Origin of the sequence: Micromonospora sp. NPDC049836 (assembly GCF_044465125.1) — a bacterium.
Taxonomy (GTDB): Bacteria; Actinomycetota; Actinomycetes; order Mycobacteriales; family Micromonosporaceae; genus Micromonospora.
In genome coordinates this window covers 816,885-836,087 of record NZ_JBITLH010000002.1, presented here as the reverse complement: position 1 = coordinate 836,087, position 19,203 = coordinate 816,885, and the positions used below count along the sequence as shown (strand labels likewise).

The 19,203-nt window shown below is 70.6% G+C and carries 13 protein-coding genes; 3 read left to right on the top strand and 10 right to left on the bottom strand.

Annotated elements, in window-relative coordinates; genetic code table 11:
• Positions 1-572 precede the first annotated feature (572 nt).
• Positions 573-2,486: a BTAD domain-containing putative transcriptional regulator gene (locus ACIBPB_RS07565; protein WP_396838747.1), complete on the bottom strand. Its 1,914-nt coding sequence runs from the start codon at positions 2,484-2,486 to the stop codon at positions 573-575.
• 377 nt (positions 2,487-2,863) lie between these two features.
• Positions 2,864-3,652, bottom strand: a complete 789-nt coding sequence (locus ACIBPB_RS07560; RefSeq protein WP_396838746.1) for a hypothetical protein — start codon at positions 3,650-3,652, stop codon at positions 2,864-2,866.
• Between the two features lie 353 nt (positions 3,653-4,005).
• Here ACIBPB_RS07560 and ACIBPB_RS07555 point away from each other — a divergent pair, with 353 nt between their 5' ends.
• Both ACIBPB_RS07555 and ACIBPB_RS07550 read left to right on the top strand, forming a co-directional pair.
• Positions 4,006-4,236 (top strand): phosphopantetheine-binding protein, encoded by a 231-nt coding sequence (locus ACIBPB_RS07555; RefSeq protein WP_396838745.1) that lies wholly within the window; start codon positions 4,006-4,008, stop codon positions 4,234-4,236.
• A complete protein-coding gene (locus ACIBPB_RS07550) occupies positions 4,233-4,925 on the top strand; it encodes a response regulator transcription factor (RefSeq protein ID WP_357312047.1) in 693 nt (230 codons plus the stop codon). The genes ACIBPB_RS07555 and ACIBPB_RS07550 overlap by 4 nt, the downstream gene beginning before the upstream one ends.
• On the opposite strand, the gene ACIBPB_RS07545 is transcribed toward ACIBPB_RS07550, so the two are convergent.
• The 8 genes from ACIBPB_RS07545 to ACIBPB_RS07510 form a co-directional block, all read right to left on the bottom strand.
• Positions 4,876-6,816, bottom strand: a complete 1,941-nt coding sequence (locus ACIBPB_RS07545) for an NB-ARC domain-containing protein (RefSeq protein WP_396838744.1) — start codon at positions 6,814-6,816, stop codon at positions 4,876-4,878. The two genes, ACIBPB_RS07550 and ACIBPB_RS07545, sit on opposite strands and share 50 nt — an antisense overlap.
• A gap of 354 nt (positions 6,817-7,170) precedes the next feature.
• The gene (locus ACIBPB_RS07540; RefSeq protein ID WP_396838743.1) at positions 7,171-8,487 is read right to left on the bottom strand and encodes an MFS transporter; all 1,317 of its coding nucleotides are present in this window, start codon (positions 8,485-8,487) and stop codon (positions 7,171-7,173) included.
• A 17-nt stretch (positions 8,488-8,504) separates the two neighbouring features.
• Entirely contained in the window at positions 8,505-9,083 is a 579-nt protein-coding gene (locus tag ACIBPB_RS07535) for a GNAT family N-acetyltransferase (RefSeq protein ID WP_357312061.1), read from the bottom strand.
• A 30-nt stretch (positions 9,084-9,113) separates the two neighbouring features.
• Positions 9,114-10,325 carry a cytochrome P450 gene (locus ACIBPB_RS07530; RefSeq protein WP_396838742.1) on the bottom strand — a complete coding sequence of 404 codons (1,212 nt, stop codon included), beginning with the start codon at positions 10,323-10,325 and terminating at the stop codon, positions 9,114-9,116.
• The gene (locus ACIBPB_RS07525) at positions 10,325-12,940 is read right to left on the bottom strand and encodes an acyl-CoA dehydrogenase family protein (RefSeq protein WP_396838740.1); all 2,616 of its coding nucleotides are present in this window, start codon (positions 12,938-12,940) and stop codon (positions 10,325-10,327) included. Before ACIBPB_RS07525 ends, ACIBPB_RS07530 begins: the two co-directional genes overlap by 1 nt.
• Positions 12,941-12,946: 6 nt before the next feature.
• Positions 12,947-16,225: an amino acid adenylation domain-containing protein gene (locus tag ACIBPB_RS07520; RefSeq protein ID WP_396838739.1), complete on the bottom strand. Its 3,279-nt coding sequence runs from the start codon at positions 16,223-16,225 to the stop codon at positions 12,947-12,949.
• 31 nt (positions 16,226-16,256) lie between these two features.
• The gene (locus tag ACIBPB_RS07515) at positions 16,257-17,372 is read right to left on the bottom strand and encodes a M20/M25/M40 family metallo-hydrolase (RefSeq protein ID WP_396838738.1); all 1,116 of its coding nucleotides are present in this window, start codon (positions 17,370-17,372) and stop codon (positions 16,257-16,259) included.
• On the bottom strand, positions 17,369-18,247 hold the full coding sequence (locus ACIBPB_RS07510; protein ID WP_396838737.1) for a RimK family alpha-L-glutamate ligase: 879 nt from the start codon (positions 18,245-18,247) through the stop codon (positions 17,369-17,371). Before ACIBPB_RS07510 ends, ACIBPB_RS07515 begins: the two co-directional genes overlap by 4 nt.
• A gap of 206 nt (positions 18,248-18,453) precedes the next feature.
• Here ACIBPB_RS07510 and ACIBPB_RS07505 point away from each other — a divergent pair, with 206 nt between their 5' ends.
• Complete coding sequence (locus tag ACIBPB_RS07505; RefSeq protein ID WP_396838736.1) at positions 18,454-19,188, top strand: hypothetical protein; 735 nt, start codon at positions 18,454-18,456, stop codon at positions 19,186-19,188.
• Positions 19,189-19,203 lie beyond the last annotated feature (15 nt).

The following is a 19,203-nucleotide window of genomic DNA, read 5'->3' as shown; positions in this document are numbered from 1 at the left end:
TCGCGGTCGCTGTTGCCGGAGCCGCTGTCACCGACCCCGCAACCGGGCCTGCCTCGAGCGTCACACCCGTGCCTGGGTGAGGTCGCGGCCGGCTAGGTTCGTGTCCGATCATCGGGCACCAGATTGCAGCATCCATGCTGTGTTTCGCGTACTGGTGGTCAAGCACGCTCGACCACGCAAATCTCATCTCAGCGACGCCCCCGACCGAGCCTGGCTCAATCGGGGGTGGTTGTCGTGGCTGATCGTTCTGTTCGCTGGTTATGCCCGCAATGCCGACAGAAGTAGATCCGTGACCATCGCGGGCTGCGTGACCATCGCCAGGTGATCGGCATCCATGCGTCGGACCCGGTAACCACATCGTTCTGCCTGCTCTGCTGTGGACTGGTACGCGGCGCTCAGCTGGAGGTAGACGCGCGTGGCGGAGTTCCACGCTCCGCCTGGCGCGGGCAGCACCTCGGGGCCCGGTGATACTCGTTGATCACGCCGCTCAGAACGCGGCGTCGCCGGATCGGCTTGTCGATCGCGATGACCACGCCGGGGTCGTGGTCGGGCGGATGCTGATCCAGGCGCGGTCACGCCGGCTCGGGCGGCGTCTTCGAGGTGGACGAGCCGAGGCGGGCGCGGTCCCGGCGGATGTCGTCGCGGCTCTCGTCGGGCCGCTCCGCCGCGCGGCCGGTGTCGTCGTCGAAGGACGACTCCTCGGCCACCAGCTGCCGGGCGAACGCCCGCAGCAGGCCCCGCAGCTGAAACACGACCTGGCCGTCCTGCCGCTCGATGTCCAGGAGCCCGGCGTCCAGCAGTTCGGTGAGCGCGTCCTGCGCGTCCTGCTCGGCGACGTCCAGCAGCGGCGCGCACATCCAGCCCTGGAAGCGTGGGTCGTCGAGCCGGCTCACCCGCCGCAGCAGGCGCCGGGCCAGCGGGCTGAGCCCCTGCCAGATCTCGTTGACCATCGCCACGAGGTCCAGGCCGCCGTAGGACAGTTCGGCCAGCCGGCGGCGGTCGTCGTACAAGCGGACGATCAGGCCGCGTACCGGCCAGTGCGGTTGGCTCTTCAGCCGCCCGGCGGCCAGCCGTAGCGCCAACGGCTCGCCGGCGCACAGGTCGGCCAGCAGGGCGATGTCGGCCGCCTCGGTGTCGACCCGCTCCTGGCCGACCGCCTTGGTGAGCAGGTCGACCGATTCCTGGGCATCCAGCGGGCCGATGCTCAGCGTGGTCGCGCCGCCGAGCGCGGGCAGCCGGGTCCGGCTGGTCACGATCACCGAGCACGTCGGGCCGCCGGGCAGCAGCGGCGCCACCTGCTGCCCGCCGGCCGCGTCGTCGAGGACCACGAGAACCCGGCGGCCGCTGAGCAGGTTGCGGTACATGTCCGTCCGCTCCTCCAGGCTGTCGGGTACGGCGCGGCCGGGCACGCCGAGCGCGCCGAGGAAACGGGCCAGCACCGCACCGGCGTCGGCCGGGCGGGCGGCACCGCCGAGCCGGGCGAACAGCTGGCCGTCCGGATACTCCCCGTCGAGGGCGTGGGCGATGTGCACGGCCAGGGTGGTCTTGCCCAACCAGGGCCGGCCGGCGACAACCACGATGGCTATCGCGCGGGACCCGGCGTCGCGCGGTTCACGCAGCGCCGTGCACACCCGTCCGATCAGGTCCCGCCGGCCGGTGAAGTCGCCGATGTCGGCGGGTAGCAGGCGGGGCACGGCTGCCCGCACCGGTACCGGACGGGACGTCTCCTCCGGCTCCAGCAGGTCGGCCACCTCGCCGGCGAGAATCGCCCGCTCCAACCGGCGCAGCTCGGCCCCGGGCTCCAGGCCGAGCTGCTCCACGAACAACTCCCGGCCGACCCGGTAGGTGTGCAGCGCCTCGGCCTGCCGGCCACCCCGGTACAGCGCGATCATCAGCCGCGCCCGCAGCCGCTCACGGAACGGGTTCGCCGTGACCAGCTCGGCCAGCCCGCCGGTCAACTCGTGGTGCTGGCCGAGCCGCAGCCGTACGTCGACGTACTCCTCGATCACGGCCAGTCGCCGTTCGGCCAGCTGGGTGCCGATCGACTGGACGAGTTGGCTGCGTACGCCGGCCAGCGGGACAGCGCCCCGCCACAGCCGCAGGGCGTCGCGGAGCATGTCGGCCGCGTCGTGCGGCCGGCCCTGACCCAGCAGTCGCCGGCCGTGCGCGACGAGATCGTTGAACTTCAGCAGATCCAGTTCGTGGTCGCTGCACTGGATGGAGTAGCCCGACGGGCGGGTCACGATCGCGTCGGGCCGGCCGCTGGCGGTCAGGGCGCGCCGGATGGCCGAGACGCAGATCCGTACCTGCTCCTTCGCGGTCGGTGGCGGCGTGTTGTCCCAGACCGCGTCGACGAGGCGGTCGACGGTCACCACCCGGTTGGGTTCGAGTAACAGCATGGCGAGAACGGTCTGCTGCCGAGGTGGGAACGACAGGTGACCGGTCGTGCCGACGGCCTCCAATGGACCGAGAACGCGAAACCACACAGATCTGCTCCCTCCCCGATATAGGGTGGCTTCGGCGTGGTTGTGACAAAATTGGTGATACCGCGCTGGACAATCCTCGTACTGGCGATACCTCGGACCGCACGCCGTGTGTGGGAATTGTTGCGCACCGCTAGATCGATGCTGATTGATTCCGGACAGGCTGTGGACGGCTGGACCGTACGCGCAGGTCGTACGCGCGTGTCCAGCAAATCTTGCGGACAGCCATGGACGCGTCCGGAATCCCACGGCGAGGCGCGCTTTTCGCGCGGATATGCGGCGAGCTGCGGAATGCGGCGAGGCCGGAACGGGGAATCGGGGGAGCCCGGTCGGCAACCGTCCGGCTTGCGACTGGCGGAGCGGCGCGGCCCGGATCCGGACTACGGCCGCGCTTCGTCCAGCACGCCCGCGACGACCCGCCACACGTCGGCGTCGCCCAGCAGCCGCTCGCGGTCGACCCCGAACGACATGCCGCGCGCCGTATCCACCGGCGGCCTGTGGTCCCGCGAGGACAGGAACATCGGAGTCCCTGCCCGCAGATCCAGTCCGCCCTGGGCGGCCAGGAGCAGGTAGGCCATGTACGCGGCGAATCCGTCGGTGAGCTCCCGGCGGAGGACCTCACCCAGGGACAGCCGGTCGGCGATGCCCGACATGAGCTGGTCGTACCGGTCGACCAACGCCGTGGCGACCCGCGGCAGGTCGTCCCGGCCGGTGGCGAGCAGTTCCCGCGACCACTGCCGGGCGTCGTCCAGCTCGCCATCGGCCAGGTAGGGCGCGGAGGCCTGGACCGCCGACACGAACTGGTCGCGGAGCGCAGCGTCCGGCACCGCCGCCGCGTCGAACAGCAGGACCGCGGGTGGTGTCGCGCCGGCCGTCGCGCTGACCGCGTCCGCGACACGTGTCGCCAGGGCCGTCCCGGCGCAGAAGCCCAGTACGGCCCGCACCGGGCGACGGCTCGCGAGCGCCTCGCCCACCCACTGCGCGATGTGCGCGTCCAGTCGCGAATCCGCGTGCAGGCCCGACCAGGCGATGTGGAGGAAGCACAGCTCGACGGGGGCCCCGGCGGCCAGGTCGGCGAAGCCGGCGGCGGCCCGCCCGCCCGGGAAGTCCAGGCACAGGACCAGGTCACGTCCCCGATCGCACAGCTGCCGCCACGTCGTCAACTCCACCGCCCACCCCTTCACTGTCTCCCCAGCGCACCAGGCAACCCGGGGACGGTATCGATCGCCTATCGTCTGGCGATCACCGGCGCCCGTTGCGGCGGTGACCCGGTGTATCAGCGACCGGCGGCGGACTCCCCGTCGACCGGGCAACCGGGCGAAACACCCGAGATCCACCAATCCGGGAGGGCGGGCCGGGCACGCATTCTCCACTGCCGATATCTGTTGGATAGCCCACCAATACCGGCGAGCAGAACAACGGACAGATGGCTGATGTGTGGCAGCGAACGAACACGGCGGATCTTCCGGCTGGCGAGGGCGTCGATGACCCGAGCGCACCCCGCGGGCCGACCGAACAGGGGGTGGCCGCCCTGTTCATGGATCTGCTCGGCCGGGAACGGGTCGGCGTCGACGACAACTTCTTCGCCCTCGGCGGCCATTCCCTGCTCGCCGCGCGACTGGTCGCGCTGGTGCGGACGGACTTCCACGTGGATATGACGCTCCTCGATCTATTCGACCGTCCGACCGTGGCCGGTGTCGCGGCCTTCGTCGACCGGGCCTCCGGTGACCCGTCCCGAGGCGGGACGCGATGACCATCCGCGCACTCATCTGCGATGAACTGCCGGTCGTCCGGGACGGCATGCGGACGCTACTCGACGCCGTGCCCGACATCGACGTGATCGGGACGACCGACAACGGCATGGAGGCGATCATGCTGGTGCGTACCGCGCGGCCCGATGTCGTGGTCACCGACCTGAACCTGCGGATCATCTCCGGCCTCGAGATGATCCGCCGGCTCGGCAAGGAAGACCCGCCGCCCAACATCGTCGTGTTCACCGCGTCCGACGCCGACAAGACCGTCAGCGACGTACTGCACGCGGGCGCGAGCTGCCTGCTCGGCAAGGACGCGAGCCCGCAGGAACTGGTCGCCGCGATCCGGGCGGCGGCCGCGGGTCGGGCCATGCTCGCCCCGAACGTCGCGCAGCGCCTGGTCACCTGGTTCCGCGAGCAACCGGAAAGCACGGCCTCGACGCAGTATCCGGAGGTGACCGACCTGACCCCGCGCGAGCGGGAGGTGACCCAGATGGTGGCCCGGGGCATGTCGACCGAGGACGTCGCCCGTGAGCTGATCATCGGCGTCGCCACCGTGCGTACGCACCTTTACCGGGTGCGTACCAAGCTCGGCGTCCGCGACCGCGCGCAGCTCGTGTCGCTGGCCTACCGGTCCGGGCTCATCCAATCGGCTGGGCACGATCCCGACCTGGAGAAGCGGGCGAGCTGACCTCGCCGTCGAAGGCGGTGCGCCGGGCGCCGCCGCGACGCGGGTGGGGCGCGAGGGCGCGCTCGTTGTGGGCGAGGACCTCCACTGTCCGGTCGAGCCGGATCGAGGCGTCGGCCAACCGGCGGCGGGCCACCGCCCGGGCGTCCGGGTCGTCGAGTCGATCCGCGGCGCGCAGCGCGACCTGCCAGACGTCCACCCGGTCGGGCCGGTGGCCGCCGTGCGCCAGGTACGTGTCCAGGCTCCAGGCCAGGTGCCAGGCGTGGGCGGCGAACCCGGCGCCGATCGCGTGATGCAGCACGCTCTGGAGCACGGGTCGCCGCTCGTCGAACCACGCCGTCGCGGGCGACCGGTCGGTGTGCGGCGGCTCGGGGATGACGCCGGCGGCCGGCGGGGCGAGCGGCACCGGGTCCGGATCGTCGCCGCCGGGATCCAGGACAGCCGCGGCAGCCCGCGCGCTGTGCACGTAATGGTCGAGCAGCCGGACCGTCGCGGCGTGCCGGGCGTCTTCGGGATCGGTCTGCGCGGCGAGGTCGCCGGCGTAGGCGCCGACCAGGCCGTGAAGCGCGTACCAGCCCGGCCTCCGCTCGGTGACCAGGGCCGCCCCGCTGAGTTCGGACAGCCGGAGGATCGCCTCGGCCGGCGGGAGGGCGGCCAGACTGGCGGCCGCGGCCGCGCGGACGTCCCGCCCCGGGTGCAGGCTCAGCAGCCGGAACAGCCGGGCGGCCGGCGGGCTGAGCCGGCGGTACGACCAGGAGAACGCGGTCTCGAGCTCGGTGGCCGGATCGCCGCCGAGCGCGTTCGGTTCGCGGCCGCGGTCGAACAGCCGGACAGCCAGCGTGTCCAGGGCCACGCCGGGGTGGGCCAGCGCCCGGGCGGCGACGAGGACCAGCGCCAGCGGCAGCCCGCCACACCGCTCGACGACGTCGCGGACCGCGTGCGGCTCGGCGGCTACCCGGTGTGCCCCCAGGCGGCGTGCCAGCAGGTCCCCGGCCGCGTCGACGGCCAGTACGTCGAGCATCACCGAGCGGGCGCCGTCGGCGGCGATCAGACCAGCCATCCGGCTCCGGCTGGTCACCAGGACCAGGCAGCCCGAGCTCGCCGGCAGGAGGGGCCGCACCTGCTCGACCGTGTGCGCGTTGTCCAGCACCAGCAGCACCCGGCGGTTGTAGAGCAGGGAACGGTAGAGGGCGATGCGCGCCGCGGTGGTCGCGGGAATCTGTCCGGCCGGTACGCCGAGGGCGGTCAGGAAGTCCCGCACGACCGCGTCGGGAGGCATCGGTGGCCCGTCCGGATCACACCCGCGGAGGTTGACGTACAGCTGTCCGTCGGGGAAGCGACCGGCGACCTGGTGGGCCCAGTGCACGGCCAACGCCGTCTTTCCCACGCCGGCCATGCCACCGATGACCGCGATCACCGCGCAGCCGGCCGGTGCGTCGGGTGCGATCACCGCGTCCAACGCGGCCAGCTCGGCCGATCGGCCGCTGATGTGGGACACGGCGGGCGGCAGCTGGTGCGGTACGGCCGGCGGGTGCGGCTCGGGCGGAGCCGGTTCGGGGATCCGCAGTGTCTCGGAGCGGTGGATCTGCCGGTAGCTGAACGCGTGTTCGACCGCCGCGTAACGGGGCCGCCAGAACTCGTCGACGCCGGTGGTCAACGACAGCTGGCCCAGCCGCCCGCGGTCGGCGCTGTACTTGCGGACCGCCTCCACCAGCCCCTTGACCACGTCCCAGTCGGGCAGCCGGCGAACCTGCCCGGACAGGATCGAACCCAGCTGGCTCTTGCTGATGCCCACGAGGTCGGCCAGGTCACGCAGGCTGGGGCCGCCCGCTTGGAGTCGGAGTTGCCGTAGGTCCAGGCATAGTTGCTCTAGCAACTGCAGCGCCAAGTCCATGGCATCGCGGCCTCCCATATCCGATGCTGTAGAACGCTCGGAGTGAATGATCCACGCGATCGCCTGCGTGCGCGAACGTCGATGTCCGGCGCCTTCCGGACAGCGAATCACACATGCTTCCCGACGTGAATGTTCGTATGGCCGAAGTCTTGCCACAGATGGCGGGCGGTTCCGACCTACGGGCGGAGGCCCGACCCGACCCGCACCGGTGGGCTGCGCAGACACCGGCCGGGGACTCCCCGGCCGGCCGCCATCCGGACCCGTTCTCGAATCGGCGAAGGCACCACGTGCCCCCGGCCACGCGCAAAGCTGACCCCGAAACCGTTCGGGGTCAGCTTCGTCCGCGCATCGCTGTCAGTTCTGCTGGGTGACGACCTCGGTGTCCGCCAGCTCGCCCGAGTCGGCATCGCTCCGGTCGGGTCCGGGCGACTGCGCGCTCGTCCCCGGGTGGCCGGCCTGCTCGGCCTCGCGGAGGCCCCGCGTGGTCACCCGCGAGGCGAACACGAGCGCGGCGAGCGTCAACCCGATGCTGGCGCCGATGAACGTGGCCGAGGTTCCCCGGTAGTGGGCCAGCACCCCGCCCAGCAACGCACCCAGCGGTACGACGCCGAGCACGATCAGGCGATAGGCGGCGGTGACCCGGCCCAGCAGTTCGTCGGGCACCGAGGCCTGCCGCAGCGTACTGACGACGATCTGGTTCATCGCGGTCGCCACCGCGCTGCAGAACAGGAAGATCTCGACGAGGACGACACTGGTGCTGAGGCCGAACGCGGCGTAGGTGGCCGCGGGCACCAGGGCCGCGAGCCAGGTCACCGGCCCACCGCCGATCACCCGGACCAGCTTCGACGCGATCAGCGAGCCGGCGATGGAGCCCACCGCCGGTACCGCGATGAAGACGCCCCACCACGCCGGCGTGACGCCGAGCGGCCCGGTGGCCACGAGCACGATCAGACCGCCGGTGGCGGCTCCGAAACCGTTGATCGAGGCGGAGATGAACGCCACCCGACGCAGCAGCTTGTGGTTCCAGAAGTAGGACCAGCCGGCCCGGATGTTGCGCGCGATGGACCCGGGCGTGGGCCGGGAGTTGTTGACCTCACTGGCCGTCGGCAGCAGCCGGGGCAGTGTGATCAGGGCCAGCGCGGCGATCGCGAACAGCCCGGCGCCGGTGGTGAAGACCAGCCACGCCGACACCGCGAACAGCGCGGCGCCCACCGGCGGACCGACGAACGTGTTGATGGCCGACTGCACGGCGAACAGGCGTCCGTTCGCCCGCTCGAGGTCCTTGCGTTCGACCAGGCGCGGCGGAACCGTCAGCGCCGCGTTGTCGACCATCGTCTCGGCCGAGCCGGCGAGGAACACCGCCAGGTAGAGGATGACGATGCTGTGCAGGTGGGCGAGCAGCGCCAGGACGAGCAGGCCGAACGCGACCGCGCGGAACACGTTGCCGACGACCATGATGAGGCGCCGGTCGATGCGGTCGGCGAGCTCACCGGACGGCAGGGTGAACAGCAGCCACGGTAGGAAGTTCGCCACGGTCATCCCGCCGATCAGCAGCGGGTCCCGGGTGATCGCCACGGCGAGCAACGGTATGGCCGCCGACACCAGGCCGTCTGCCGTGTTGGACAAGCCCTGCGACAACCACAGGCGGTTGAAACTACGCCCCAGGCCCATGTGCACTCCTCAACAGGTTATCGAAGGTCTTTGCGGATCAGCGCCCGGTGTTGCAACCGGGGCTCGACGACAGCGAATCCGCAGGCCTCGAACGTGGTGACCCGGCCGCGGAAGCTGCGGGGGTCGATTCGGGTCGCCGGGTCCCGGTCGTCCTCGGGATAGGCCTCGATCAGGTCGGCCTTCTCGTCCCGGGCCCATTGCACGGCCCGGTTGATCAGCACCCGGAGCAGGCCCTGGTGCCGCTGCTCGCGGGCGAGGTAGACGCAGACGATGGACCAGATGCGCGCCGGGTCGTCCCCGGGAAGCAGCTTCGCGGCGCGGGAGGTGCGCAGCCGCGGGAAGCCCAGGCGGGGACCGACCCCGATCCAACCCACCGGCACCTCGTCGATCGAACCGAGGATTCCGACCCGCTCGCCGGTGGTGATCAGCTCGGCGAGGCGGTCCCGTCGCGCTGCGGAACGACATGCGGCGTAGTCCTTCCGCTCCAGCCGGAAGTACTGGCAGAAGCAGTGTTCGGTGAGCCCTTTCGGGCCGAAGAACCGCTCCACCCTCGGCCAGTCGTCCGGGCCGACCACGGTTGCCATCAGGTCACTCACACGTCCTTCTCTCCGCGGCGTGGGTGCCGCCTATTTCCAGTTGACCGAGAGCGGCAGGCTCACGACGCCGTTCAGGAAGTTCGACACGAGATGCCTGGGCTCACCAGCAAGGGAAACGGATCGGACGCTCTCGCGCCAGAGATCGAAGAACGTTTTCATCCCAGCGATGGCCACATGCTGGCCGATGCACCGGTGAACACCGAATCCGAACGCGGTGTGCTGGTTCGGGGAACGGTCGGGGACGAACCGGAACGGCTCCGGGAACACCTCTTCGTCGCGATTCGCCGAGGCGAGCCATGCGCTGACCAACGACCCGGCCGGGACCTCGGTTCCGGCGAGTGTCAGGTCGGCGGTCGTACGCCGCAGCACGTGGTTGATGGGGCTCGCCCACCGCAGGGCCTCGTCGACGAACCGCTGTTCCGTGCGTTCCTGGCGGGTGAACCACGACCACAGGTCGTCATCGTCGGCCAGCAGGATCAACATCTGATTGATCGTCTGGGGAATGGTCGGATTCGCCCCCATCAGGAACGCGTAGGCGTTCAGCAACGCGACGTCCCGGCCGGAGTCGTCGACCACGGCGGTGGTCCGTGGACACCGGCCGATCACCGTGTCATCCGGCGGGGTGTCCTCCAGGACGTCCCCGAGCACCGTCATGATCGTCGTGTGGGCCTCGAAGAGGTCGAGACGGCGCTGGTACTCCGACTCGGCGGCGTCCGTTGCGCCCATCGCGCGCACGGTCGCCCGGCCGGTGACCGGCCACTCACTCGTGGGGATGCCCATCAGCGCGCCGGTGACCGTCATCGGCAGGGTGACCATGTCCGCACAGAAGTCGAACGACTCACGGCCGCGGATGGTGTCGAACAACTCTCGCATGCGTTCTTCGATCCGCCGCGCGAGCCGCTGCGTCGCCGGCACCGTCATCAGCGGAGTGAAGATGCGTTTGAGTTCGGGGTGGACCGGCGGGTCGGTGAGGTGGATCGCCGCCCCGGCCGCGACGTCCCCGTCGCCGCGCACGCTGAGCATCGTGCTGTACGCCGAGGAGAAGGCCGTGTGGTTGCTCAGCACCTCCCGGACGTCGGCGTGGCGCACCGCCGCGAAGAACTCCTGACCATCGGGGGTGACCTGGTGGTGGAGTCCACCGAGTGCGCGCATCTCCCGCCACACCGCGTGCATGCCCTGGTCCGAATACCGCGACTCGTCGTAGAGGTCCGACGATCCGGGAGCGCCGAGATCGACTCGCATCAGCACGTCTCCTTGCCTGGCAGTGGGTCGAGTAGTCCGATGTTCTCCGCGCACCGCAGGTAGAAGCGCGACGCGACCGACCAGGCCGTGATGCCCCGGGCACCCATGACCTGCATCGAGGCGCGTACGACGCGGACCATCGCGTCCTGCTGGACCAGCTCGAAGCGCCGCAGCGCGCTCTCGTCCAGCTGCGCCGCGGTGTTCGCGATCTCGTACAGGCGCGTGCCCACCGCGTGCATCTCGGCGTAGCAGCGCACGAGTGGGAACATCAACGCGTCGAGGTCGACGAGGCGCCGACCGAACTGTTCGCGGCCGGACGCGTACTCCCAGGCCGTGCGGAACAGCCCGACGCCGAGGCCCAACACGTACGCCGCGTGGCGTACGCGGTCTTCGGGCGATCCGGTGGGACCAGGTCGGTAGGCGTTCTCGTAGCCGAGATACCCGAGGCTCAGGCTGATCGCGCACCCGGCGGTGAGACCGAGCCCGAGACCGCCCTCGTCCTCGGCGCGCTCCACGCGGTCGAACCCCAGCTCGGCCAGGGTGTCCGCCAGCGCCCTGCGGCGGTTCGGCGAGTAGGCGAACAAGGGCTGCGCCCGGACGCCGGCGCCGACCGGTTCGAGGACCTCCACCAGCGTGTCGACCAGCTCCGGCCCGAAACGGAGGGGAATCTCCCGACAGCGGCGGGAGTACTCCTCGCCGAGGTCCACCTTGATGGTGGACAGCATGATCTCCGACGAGCCGGCCGACAGCGTGAGCCCGGGCGACTCGGTGAGCGCGGAGTACAGCTCCTCGCGGACGAGATCGTCGAGGTCGGTCCGGTCCGCCAGCGTCCGCCAGCGGCGCAGCACCTCGTGCCCGACCTGCTGGCAGGTCTCGCTCGTGTACAGCTTGGCCACGGCGGTGTCGGTCGCCGCGGCATCGGGGCGCAGGAACACCTCGGTCGCCGCGCGGGCCACCGTCGTGGCGCACTCGACCTGCCCTTCGAGCAGCTGGAGGTCGTCGGGTCGGCCGGTCGCCGCGCGGAGCGCGGTCAGCCATCGGGCCGCCCGGACGACGTGGTCGATGCCGGTGCGTTCGATGGCCAGGGCGCCGTCGAGCAGCCCCCACCCGCGGCCGTCCGCACCGATCCGGCGCCAGCTCTCGACCTCGACGTCGCGGAGCGTCACCCGGCACATGCGCTCGGGCTGGATCGTTTCGACGAGTTCGACGGTCACGCCGGGTGCGGCCAGGTCGACGACGAAGAGGGTGATGCCGTCGTACTTGTTGCCGTCCGTGCCGGTGCGTGCGGCAACCAGTGCGGAACCCGAGATGTCGCTGTAGATGCTGAACACCTTGACGCCGTTGATGACGTACCGATCGCCGCGGCGCTCGGCCCGCGTCCGGAGCGCGGCGAGGTCGCTGCCCGCGCCCGGTTCGCTGTAGAGCACGGTGGCGAACTCCTCACCCCGGCTGATGCGCGGGAGCAGTTCGCGTTTGAGCCGGTCGGAGCCGGACTTCAGCACGAAGTAGCCCACGATCTGCACGGTGAGCGCGTACACGAGGTCGGGCAGGCCGGTCGCGATGAACCGCTCGAACAGCTCGACGCTCACCCACGTCGGCGTCCCCGAGCCGCCGAACCCGCGCGGCCAGTCCGGGGTGAGCAGGCCACGTCGGCCGAGTTCCCGGTACGCCTCGGCGATGGCCTGCCCGTCCATCCGCCGGGACCGGATCACGAGGTCGCGCCACCGGGCCGTGCCGATCAGCTCGGTCAGCGACGCGAACAGGTCGGGCGCGGCGTTCCCGTCGTCCGTGTCCGTGCCCGTGCCCGTGTCCGCGATGGTGTCCGCGGCCGGCAGAGCGTGCCGGATGATCTTTTCGATGGCGGTCAGGTTCTCCGGGTTGTTGAGCAGGTCGTAATGCCCGCCGGGCAGGTCCTGCACCTCGACCTCGCCCGAGGTCATCGCGCCCCAGTCCGACTTGGAGGACGCCGTGGCGCGGATCGAGACGATGTCGAGATCGCCGGGCGTGGGCCACCAGGTGCCGATGAGGCGGGAATTGTGCACGAAGATCTCGAAGCGTTCCGAGAACGTCTCCATGTCCATGCCCAGGGCGTCGGCGGCCGCCGCCGGCGAGTCGGCCAGCCACTCGCCGTCCTGTCCGCCCGACCTCAGTGCGTCGCCGACGAACCCCTGTAGCCGCTCGCCCGGCAGGGGCTCCTGGTATTCGCGGAACCGCCATGTCGAGTCGATCAGGACCACCTTCGGGCGGACTCCCTGCCGGGCCAGCAGGCAGGCGATCTCCCAGGCGAGGCCGCCGCCGAACGACCAGCCGCACACCACGTCGACGTCGGGACACCGATCGCCGAAGCCCGCCACGTACCGCCGCGCGAGTTCCTGCATCGACGGGGCCGGCTCCCCGTCCAGGAGGACGTCCAGCGAGGCCTCCAGCCCGACGCACCGGTAGTCGGGGAGTCTGCGCACCAGCGGCTGGAGCGCGAGGAGGCTGCCGCCGACCGGATGCGCGAACAGGAGGGTCCGCTCGGCCTGGTCCGGCTGGTTCATCGCGACGAGGCCCGGTACGCGGGTCGCCGTCGACCGTGCACTGAGGTAGGTGCTGAGGCGCTTGCCGTCATCCATGTCGGCCTACTCGCTGGCCAGGAGTCGGGCCACGTCTTCTTCGCTCATCTGCTCGATGGCCTGTTCGAGTTCCTCGGCCGACATGCTGGCCAGCCGGGCCCGCTCGACCTCCAGGGCCATGCTCTGCACGCTGGAGTCGTTGAAGAACACGACCAGGGAGATCGTCGTGGCGAACAACTTCTTGATCTTGGACATCAGCTGGACGGCCTGGAGGCTCGTCCCGCCCAGGTCGAAGAAGCTGGCGGTCTTGGAGAAGTCGACGCGGCCCAGGATCGGCCCGAACGCCTCGGTGAGCATGACGCGTTCGATGTCACTGAGCTGCTCCACGGGCGTGGACTCGACGACGGCGTCAGGGCCGGCGGCGGGCAGCGCCCGCTCGTCGATCTTCCCGCTCGCGTTGATTGGCAGCTCGTCCATGATCACGAAGGTGTGGGGTCGCATCGTGGACACGAGGCGCTTGCGGCAGTGCTCCCGCAGCACCGCCTCGGAGACGGTGCCGCCCGCCCCGGTCGCGCAGTACGCCACGACCCGCTTCTGCTCCCCGTCCGGCCGGACCTGTACGTACACGTTCTTGATCCCGTCGGCCGCGCGGATCGCGCTCTCGATCTCGCCGATCTCGATCCGCACGCCGTTGATCTTCACCTGTCGGTCGCGCCGCCCGACGTACACGAGGTCGCCGCTGCCGTTGAGCCGCGCCAGGTCGCCGGACAGGTAGACCCGGGCCGTCGGATCGGGACCGATCGGGTCCGCGATGAACTTCTCCCGGTTGTCCTCGTCCCGGCGCCAGTAGCCCGACGTCAGTCCGACGCCGCCGAGCGCGAGCTGCCCGATGACCCCCTGGGGTACCGGCCGGTGGTGGTCGTCCAGCACGTACGCCGTGTGGTTGTCCATCGGTCCGCCCATGGGCAGGGCGGCCGGCGACAGCGGCTCCCGCAGCTCCTTCACGATGCTGGTGACGGTGCACTCGGTCACGCCGTATCCGTTGAAGATGCGGCGGCCCTTGCCCCACGCCCGGACGAGCTCGTGGGAGAACGCCTCGCCGCCGACGAACACGATGCGCAGGTCGTGCAGCGGTGCCGGATCGAGCAGCTTCATCACCGACGGCGGCAGGTCCGTCACGGTGATCCGGCGCTCCTCCAGGAGCCGCTGGACATCCGGCATGCTCAGCCGCTGACCGGACGGCACGAGGTGAAGCGACGCGCCGCTCAGCAACGCACCGAACATCTCGAAGATCGAGACGTCGAATCCGCAGGACGCGTAGCCGAGCACCCGGTCTGAGGGCGAGAGCTCGAACAGCGTCCGCACGTTGCGGATGAAGCCGAGGATGTTGTCGTGGCTGATGAGCACGCCCTTGGGCGTCCCGGTGCTGCCCGAGGTGTACATCAGGTAGGCGACCGCGTCCTCGCCGCGGGCCACCTCCGGCCGGTCGGCCGGGGGCTCGGCGTCGGCCGGCAACCGCCACTCCAGCTCCGGTGAGATCCCGGCCGTGGTCGCGTCGCAGATCACGGACAACAGATCGGCGTTGTCGATGATCGCCTCGATGCGGCCGCGCGGGTTCATCGCGTCGATCGGGACGTAGACCGCGCCCAGCGACATGAGGGCCAGCACGGTCGCCGGGAAGTCGGGCGACGGTTCGAGCGCGACGCCCACCCGGCTGCCGGCGCCGACCCCGGCCGCGCTCAGGTGGGCGCGCAGCAGGTCGACCCGGCGCAGGAGCTGTCCGTAGGTCAGCCGCGCGGTGGGCGTGCTGACCGCCACGCGGTGCTCGTGCTCGTCGGCGACGTCGCGGAAGTGCGCGAAGACGTTGCCGGTGGGCACCGGCGTCCGGGTGCCGACGCCCAGGCGGGCCTGTAGCTGCCGGGACTCCTCGTCGGCGTCCCACAGCCGCTGCATGCCGACGTCCGGCGAGGCCAGCGCCCGGCGCAGGAACCCGACGAACACCCGCTGCATGCTCTGGATCGTCGCCAGGTCGAAGATGTCGGTGTTGTATACGGTGTTGACCTCCAGGTCCTCGTCGGCCTGGTTGAGGGTCCACTGCTGGAAGAACTTCGCGCGGGTCGTCCTGGGCAGGATGCCGGTCAGCGTGACGCCGTCGAGGAGCTGGAGCTGGTCGCTCCACTCGTTGATCGTCAGCGTGTACTGCAGCAGCGTCGACCGTGAGGAGTCCCGCTGGACGTTCGTGTGCGCGATGATCTCCTCGAGCGGAAGGTAGCCGTGCGCCTGGGCGCCGCGCAGCCGCTGCTGGACCCCGGCCAGGCATTCCTGGAACGTCTCGTCCGGTGCGACCGGGCAACGGAGCGGCAGCATGTTGATGAAGAAGCCGATGGTCCGCTCGGTCTCGATCTCGCCGCGGTTCGCGTTGGGCATCCCGAAGATGACGTCCTCGGATCCGGAGTACCGGTGGTACACGCAGGCCATGGCCGTCGCGTACACCGTGGCCGGCGTGGTCGACAAGGCCAGGGCGAGGCGCTTGACGTCGGCCGCGACCCCCTTCCATTCGCTCGTCTCCGAGCTGCCGGCGTAGGTCGCCTCGGGTGGCAGCGGACGGTCACCGGGAATGTCCATGACCTCGACGTCGCGCAGGGTTTCCGTCCAGTAGTCGACGCTGGCCTGCCACGCCCCGGCCTGCAGGCGCTTGCGCTGCCAGGCGCTGAAGTCGGCGAACTGGACGGCCGGCGGTTCGATCTCCGGCACCACGCCGACCCGCCGGGCGTTGTACTCCCGCACCAGTTCGTCGAAGAAGATCGCCGAGGACACGCCGTCGAAGATGATGTGATGGAAGACCACGCTGAGGAAGTGCAGGTCACGGTGGACGGTGACCAGGTCGAATTTCCACAGCGGAAACGTCGTCAGCGTGAACCGGGTCTCGGCGAGTTCGGCCAGGATCCGGCTCGCCTCCGCCTCCGAGTCCGCGGGTGACCGCTCCACGACGACCTCGGGGTCCTCGACGATCCCCTGGAAGTACTGGTCGTTCTCGACCAGGACGTAGGTCCGGAGCGCCTCGTGGCGCGCGACGATGCTGGCGAGCGCCGCGGCGAGGGCGTCGGCGTTCAGCTCGCCGTCGAGCCGGAACGCGAACGCGACGTTGTAGGTCGTTTCCCCCGGTTGCAGCTGGTCCACGAACCACAACGTGTTCTGCGAATAGGACAGCGGCACGTTGTCGCGATCCTGTCGTGGCCGCGGCCCGTCGGTGACCCTCGCACGCGCGTTGGCCAACATCGCGGCGAGCGACTGCTTCTTGTCGCCGGCGACACTTCCCGGCACTGATCTCACGTCTGAGCTCACGCGAAGCTCCCCTTCGGGTTGGTCGCATCGATCATTGGAGAGTCTTCTCGGGAACCGGTTGATCGCCGCCCGACCGGACGGACAGGTGCGCCAGCTCCGAGATGGCGATGGACAGCACGTCGATGCCACGCAGGTAATCCGACAACACGATGTGCTCGGTGTCGGCGTGGTCGAGCCGGCTGTCACCGGGGCCGTACGTGGCCATCGGGATGTCCCAGACCTCGGCGAGGGTGTTCATGTCCGAGGTGGCGGTCTTCACCACGAACCGCGGCTGGCCGTGCAGCCGGCGGATGCCGGCCATCAGCGCCCGCGCCACCGGCGTGGACCGGCCCGTACGGCAGGCCGCGACCGAGTTCAGCACCTCGATATCGCCGGCCGGCAGGCGGTCACGCAGGTCGCGGACCAGCGCCTCGCCGTCGTGGCCCGGTGGGGTGCGGATGCTGAGGTCGACGGTCGCCGTGGTCAGGTCCGCGTTGAGCTGGCACAGCGTCGCGCCCGGCCGGTCGAACGCGCCGAGGCTCGCGTCCGGCCCGAGCAGGTCGACCAGCGCGGTCCAGCAGGCGACCGCCAGGTCGGAGGCCTTCGGCGCCGGATTGCTCGGGTGGGTGGACGGAAGCCTGACCGTGAAGCGCAGGTCGAGCTTGCCCTTGTAGCCGAGCACCACGCTCGACCAGCCGCTGGGTTCGCCGACGATCAACGCGTCCGGCTGGTCGTGGGTGACCCGGATCGCCATCGCCCCGCGCGAGCAGGGGGTCTCCTCCTCCACGGCGCCGACCACCACGAGCCGGCCGGGGAAGTCCACCGCGCTGGCCGCGGCGCAGATCATTGCCGCGAGGGGCCCCTTCGCGTCGACCGCGCCCCGGCCGTAGAGCTTGCCGTCCTCACAGTGAACCGGGATCTCGCCCGGGATGGTGTCCAGGTGCCCCAGCAGCATCAGGGTCGGCCCGTCGCCCCGTTCGATCACGCCGATGACGTTGCCGACCGTGTCGATGTGCGACCGGAAACCCAGGATCGCCATGGCGTCGGCCAGGTAATCGGCCAGCGCGCGCTCCTGGTAGGAGGGGGACGGGACCTCCAGCATCCCGCGCAGCAGGCCCACGGCGTACGTCTCGGTGACCGCGCCGGATGAGGTGAATGCGAAGTTCATCGGCGCCCTCGCTCCAATAGGTGTGCCACGATGCGGTCCGCGACGTCGACGCGGTCGCCCAGCGCGGCCTGGAAGCCGGAGAACTCGACCCGGTGGTTGACCTCCAGGACCAGCAGCCGGCCGTCGCTGTCCTCGATCAGGTCGACGCCGGCGATGTCGGCGCCGACCGCGGCGGCGGCGTCGGTCGACAGCTTGATGATCTCGGGTGTCGGCTCGCACGGCCGGGTCCGCCCGCCGAGGGCCACGTTGGTCCGCCACACCTCGCCGACCCGGTAGACGGCGCCCAGCAGTTCCTCGCCGACCATGACCGTCCGGATGTCCCGGTCGGGCTTGTCGACCAGCTCCTGCACGTACCCGAGGTGCGACTGGGGGCCGGGCAGCGCGGCGACGTACTCGAACACGCCCTCCGCGGCCGTGCGGTCGGGTAGCCGGACCACGAGCCGGCCCCACGACCCCACCAGCGGCTTGAGCAGCGCGGGATAGCCGATGGCGTCCAACGCGTCGAGCGCGGCTTCGGGGGTGAGGCCGAGCGCGGTGCGGGGCACCGGCAGCCCGGCCGCCTGCAACGCCATGGTGGTCCGCCACTTGTCCCCGCACACCGCGGTCGCGTCGGCGCTGTTGACCACGTCGACGCCGGCAGCGGCGAGGCAGCGGGCCGCGTACTCGGCCCGGACCTGGCCGATCTCCCGGTTCAGCACGAGCCGCCAGGGCAGGTCGCGCTGCCCGGCGGCGAACCAACACCGGCGCGTGTCGACCTGGTCGAAGTCGACACCACGCCGATCGAGCGCCTCGAACAGCCGCTTCTCGTCCGCGCCGACCCGGCTGGCCAACACGGCGATCCGGCCGCCGTCGTGGCGCGCTGGTATCGATGGCACCATGACCTCCGTAATAGGACGGCACAACTCGGCTGCCTCGTGACGCTACGGGCGGCCCGACCTCGGACGCGTCCGCGCGAGGTTCATCCGGGGCGACGCGTTACATTGACATTTCCGCCCACGGGTTGCGCATTTCGCTTACCCGATCCGCGCCCGGCCGGTACGACAATGGGCGGCGTTCAATGCGTCATAGCGGAAGGAATCAGATGAAGAACACACCCGAACGGATACCGGTGCTCGCACTGTGGAGCGCGCCGCGCTGCCGCTCCACCGCCTTCGCCCGGATGATGACGGAGCGGAACGACCACCTCGTGGTGCACGAACCGTTCTCCCAGGTGGTCGATTTCGGCGAGGCGAAGGTGGGCGACCGGGTCGTGCACACCGAGCAGGACGTGCTCGACGCCCTGCGCGCGCTCGCCGCCGAGCGGCCGGTGTTCTTCAAGGACACCATGGACTTCCACTACCCGGCGCTGCTCGCCGACCGGGCCTTCCTGAGGGCCGCCACCCATACGTTCATCGTTCGCCACCCGAGTGAGGCCATCGCCTCGCACTTCGCCCTGAACCCGAACCTGGGCCGCGACGAGATCGGCTTCGCCTGGTTGTACGAGGTCTTCGACGCGGTGCGGTCGGCCACCGGCACGACGCCGATCGTGATCGACTCGGACGACCTGCTGGACCGGCCGGAGGACACCGTGCGGGCGTACTGCGCGGCGGTGGGCATCCCGTTCGTGCCGGAGGCGTTGAGCTGGCAGCCGGGCATGCGGCCGGAGTGGCAGGCGACCGGCCGGTGGCACCAGTCGACCAGCCGGACCGGGGGTTTCGGGCGGCGGACAGCCGGCGACGGTGCCGCGGTGGTCGATGCGAATCCGGTGCTGCGGGGTTACCGCGATTACCACCTGCCGTACTACGAGCGGTTGCGCGGGGCTGCGCTCCGGCCCTGATCGCCGGCGTCGAAA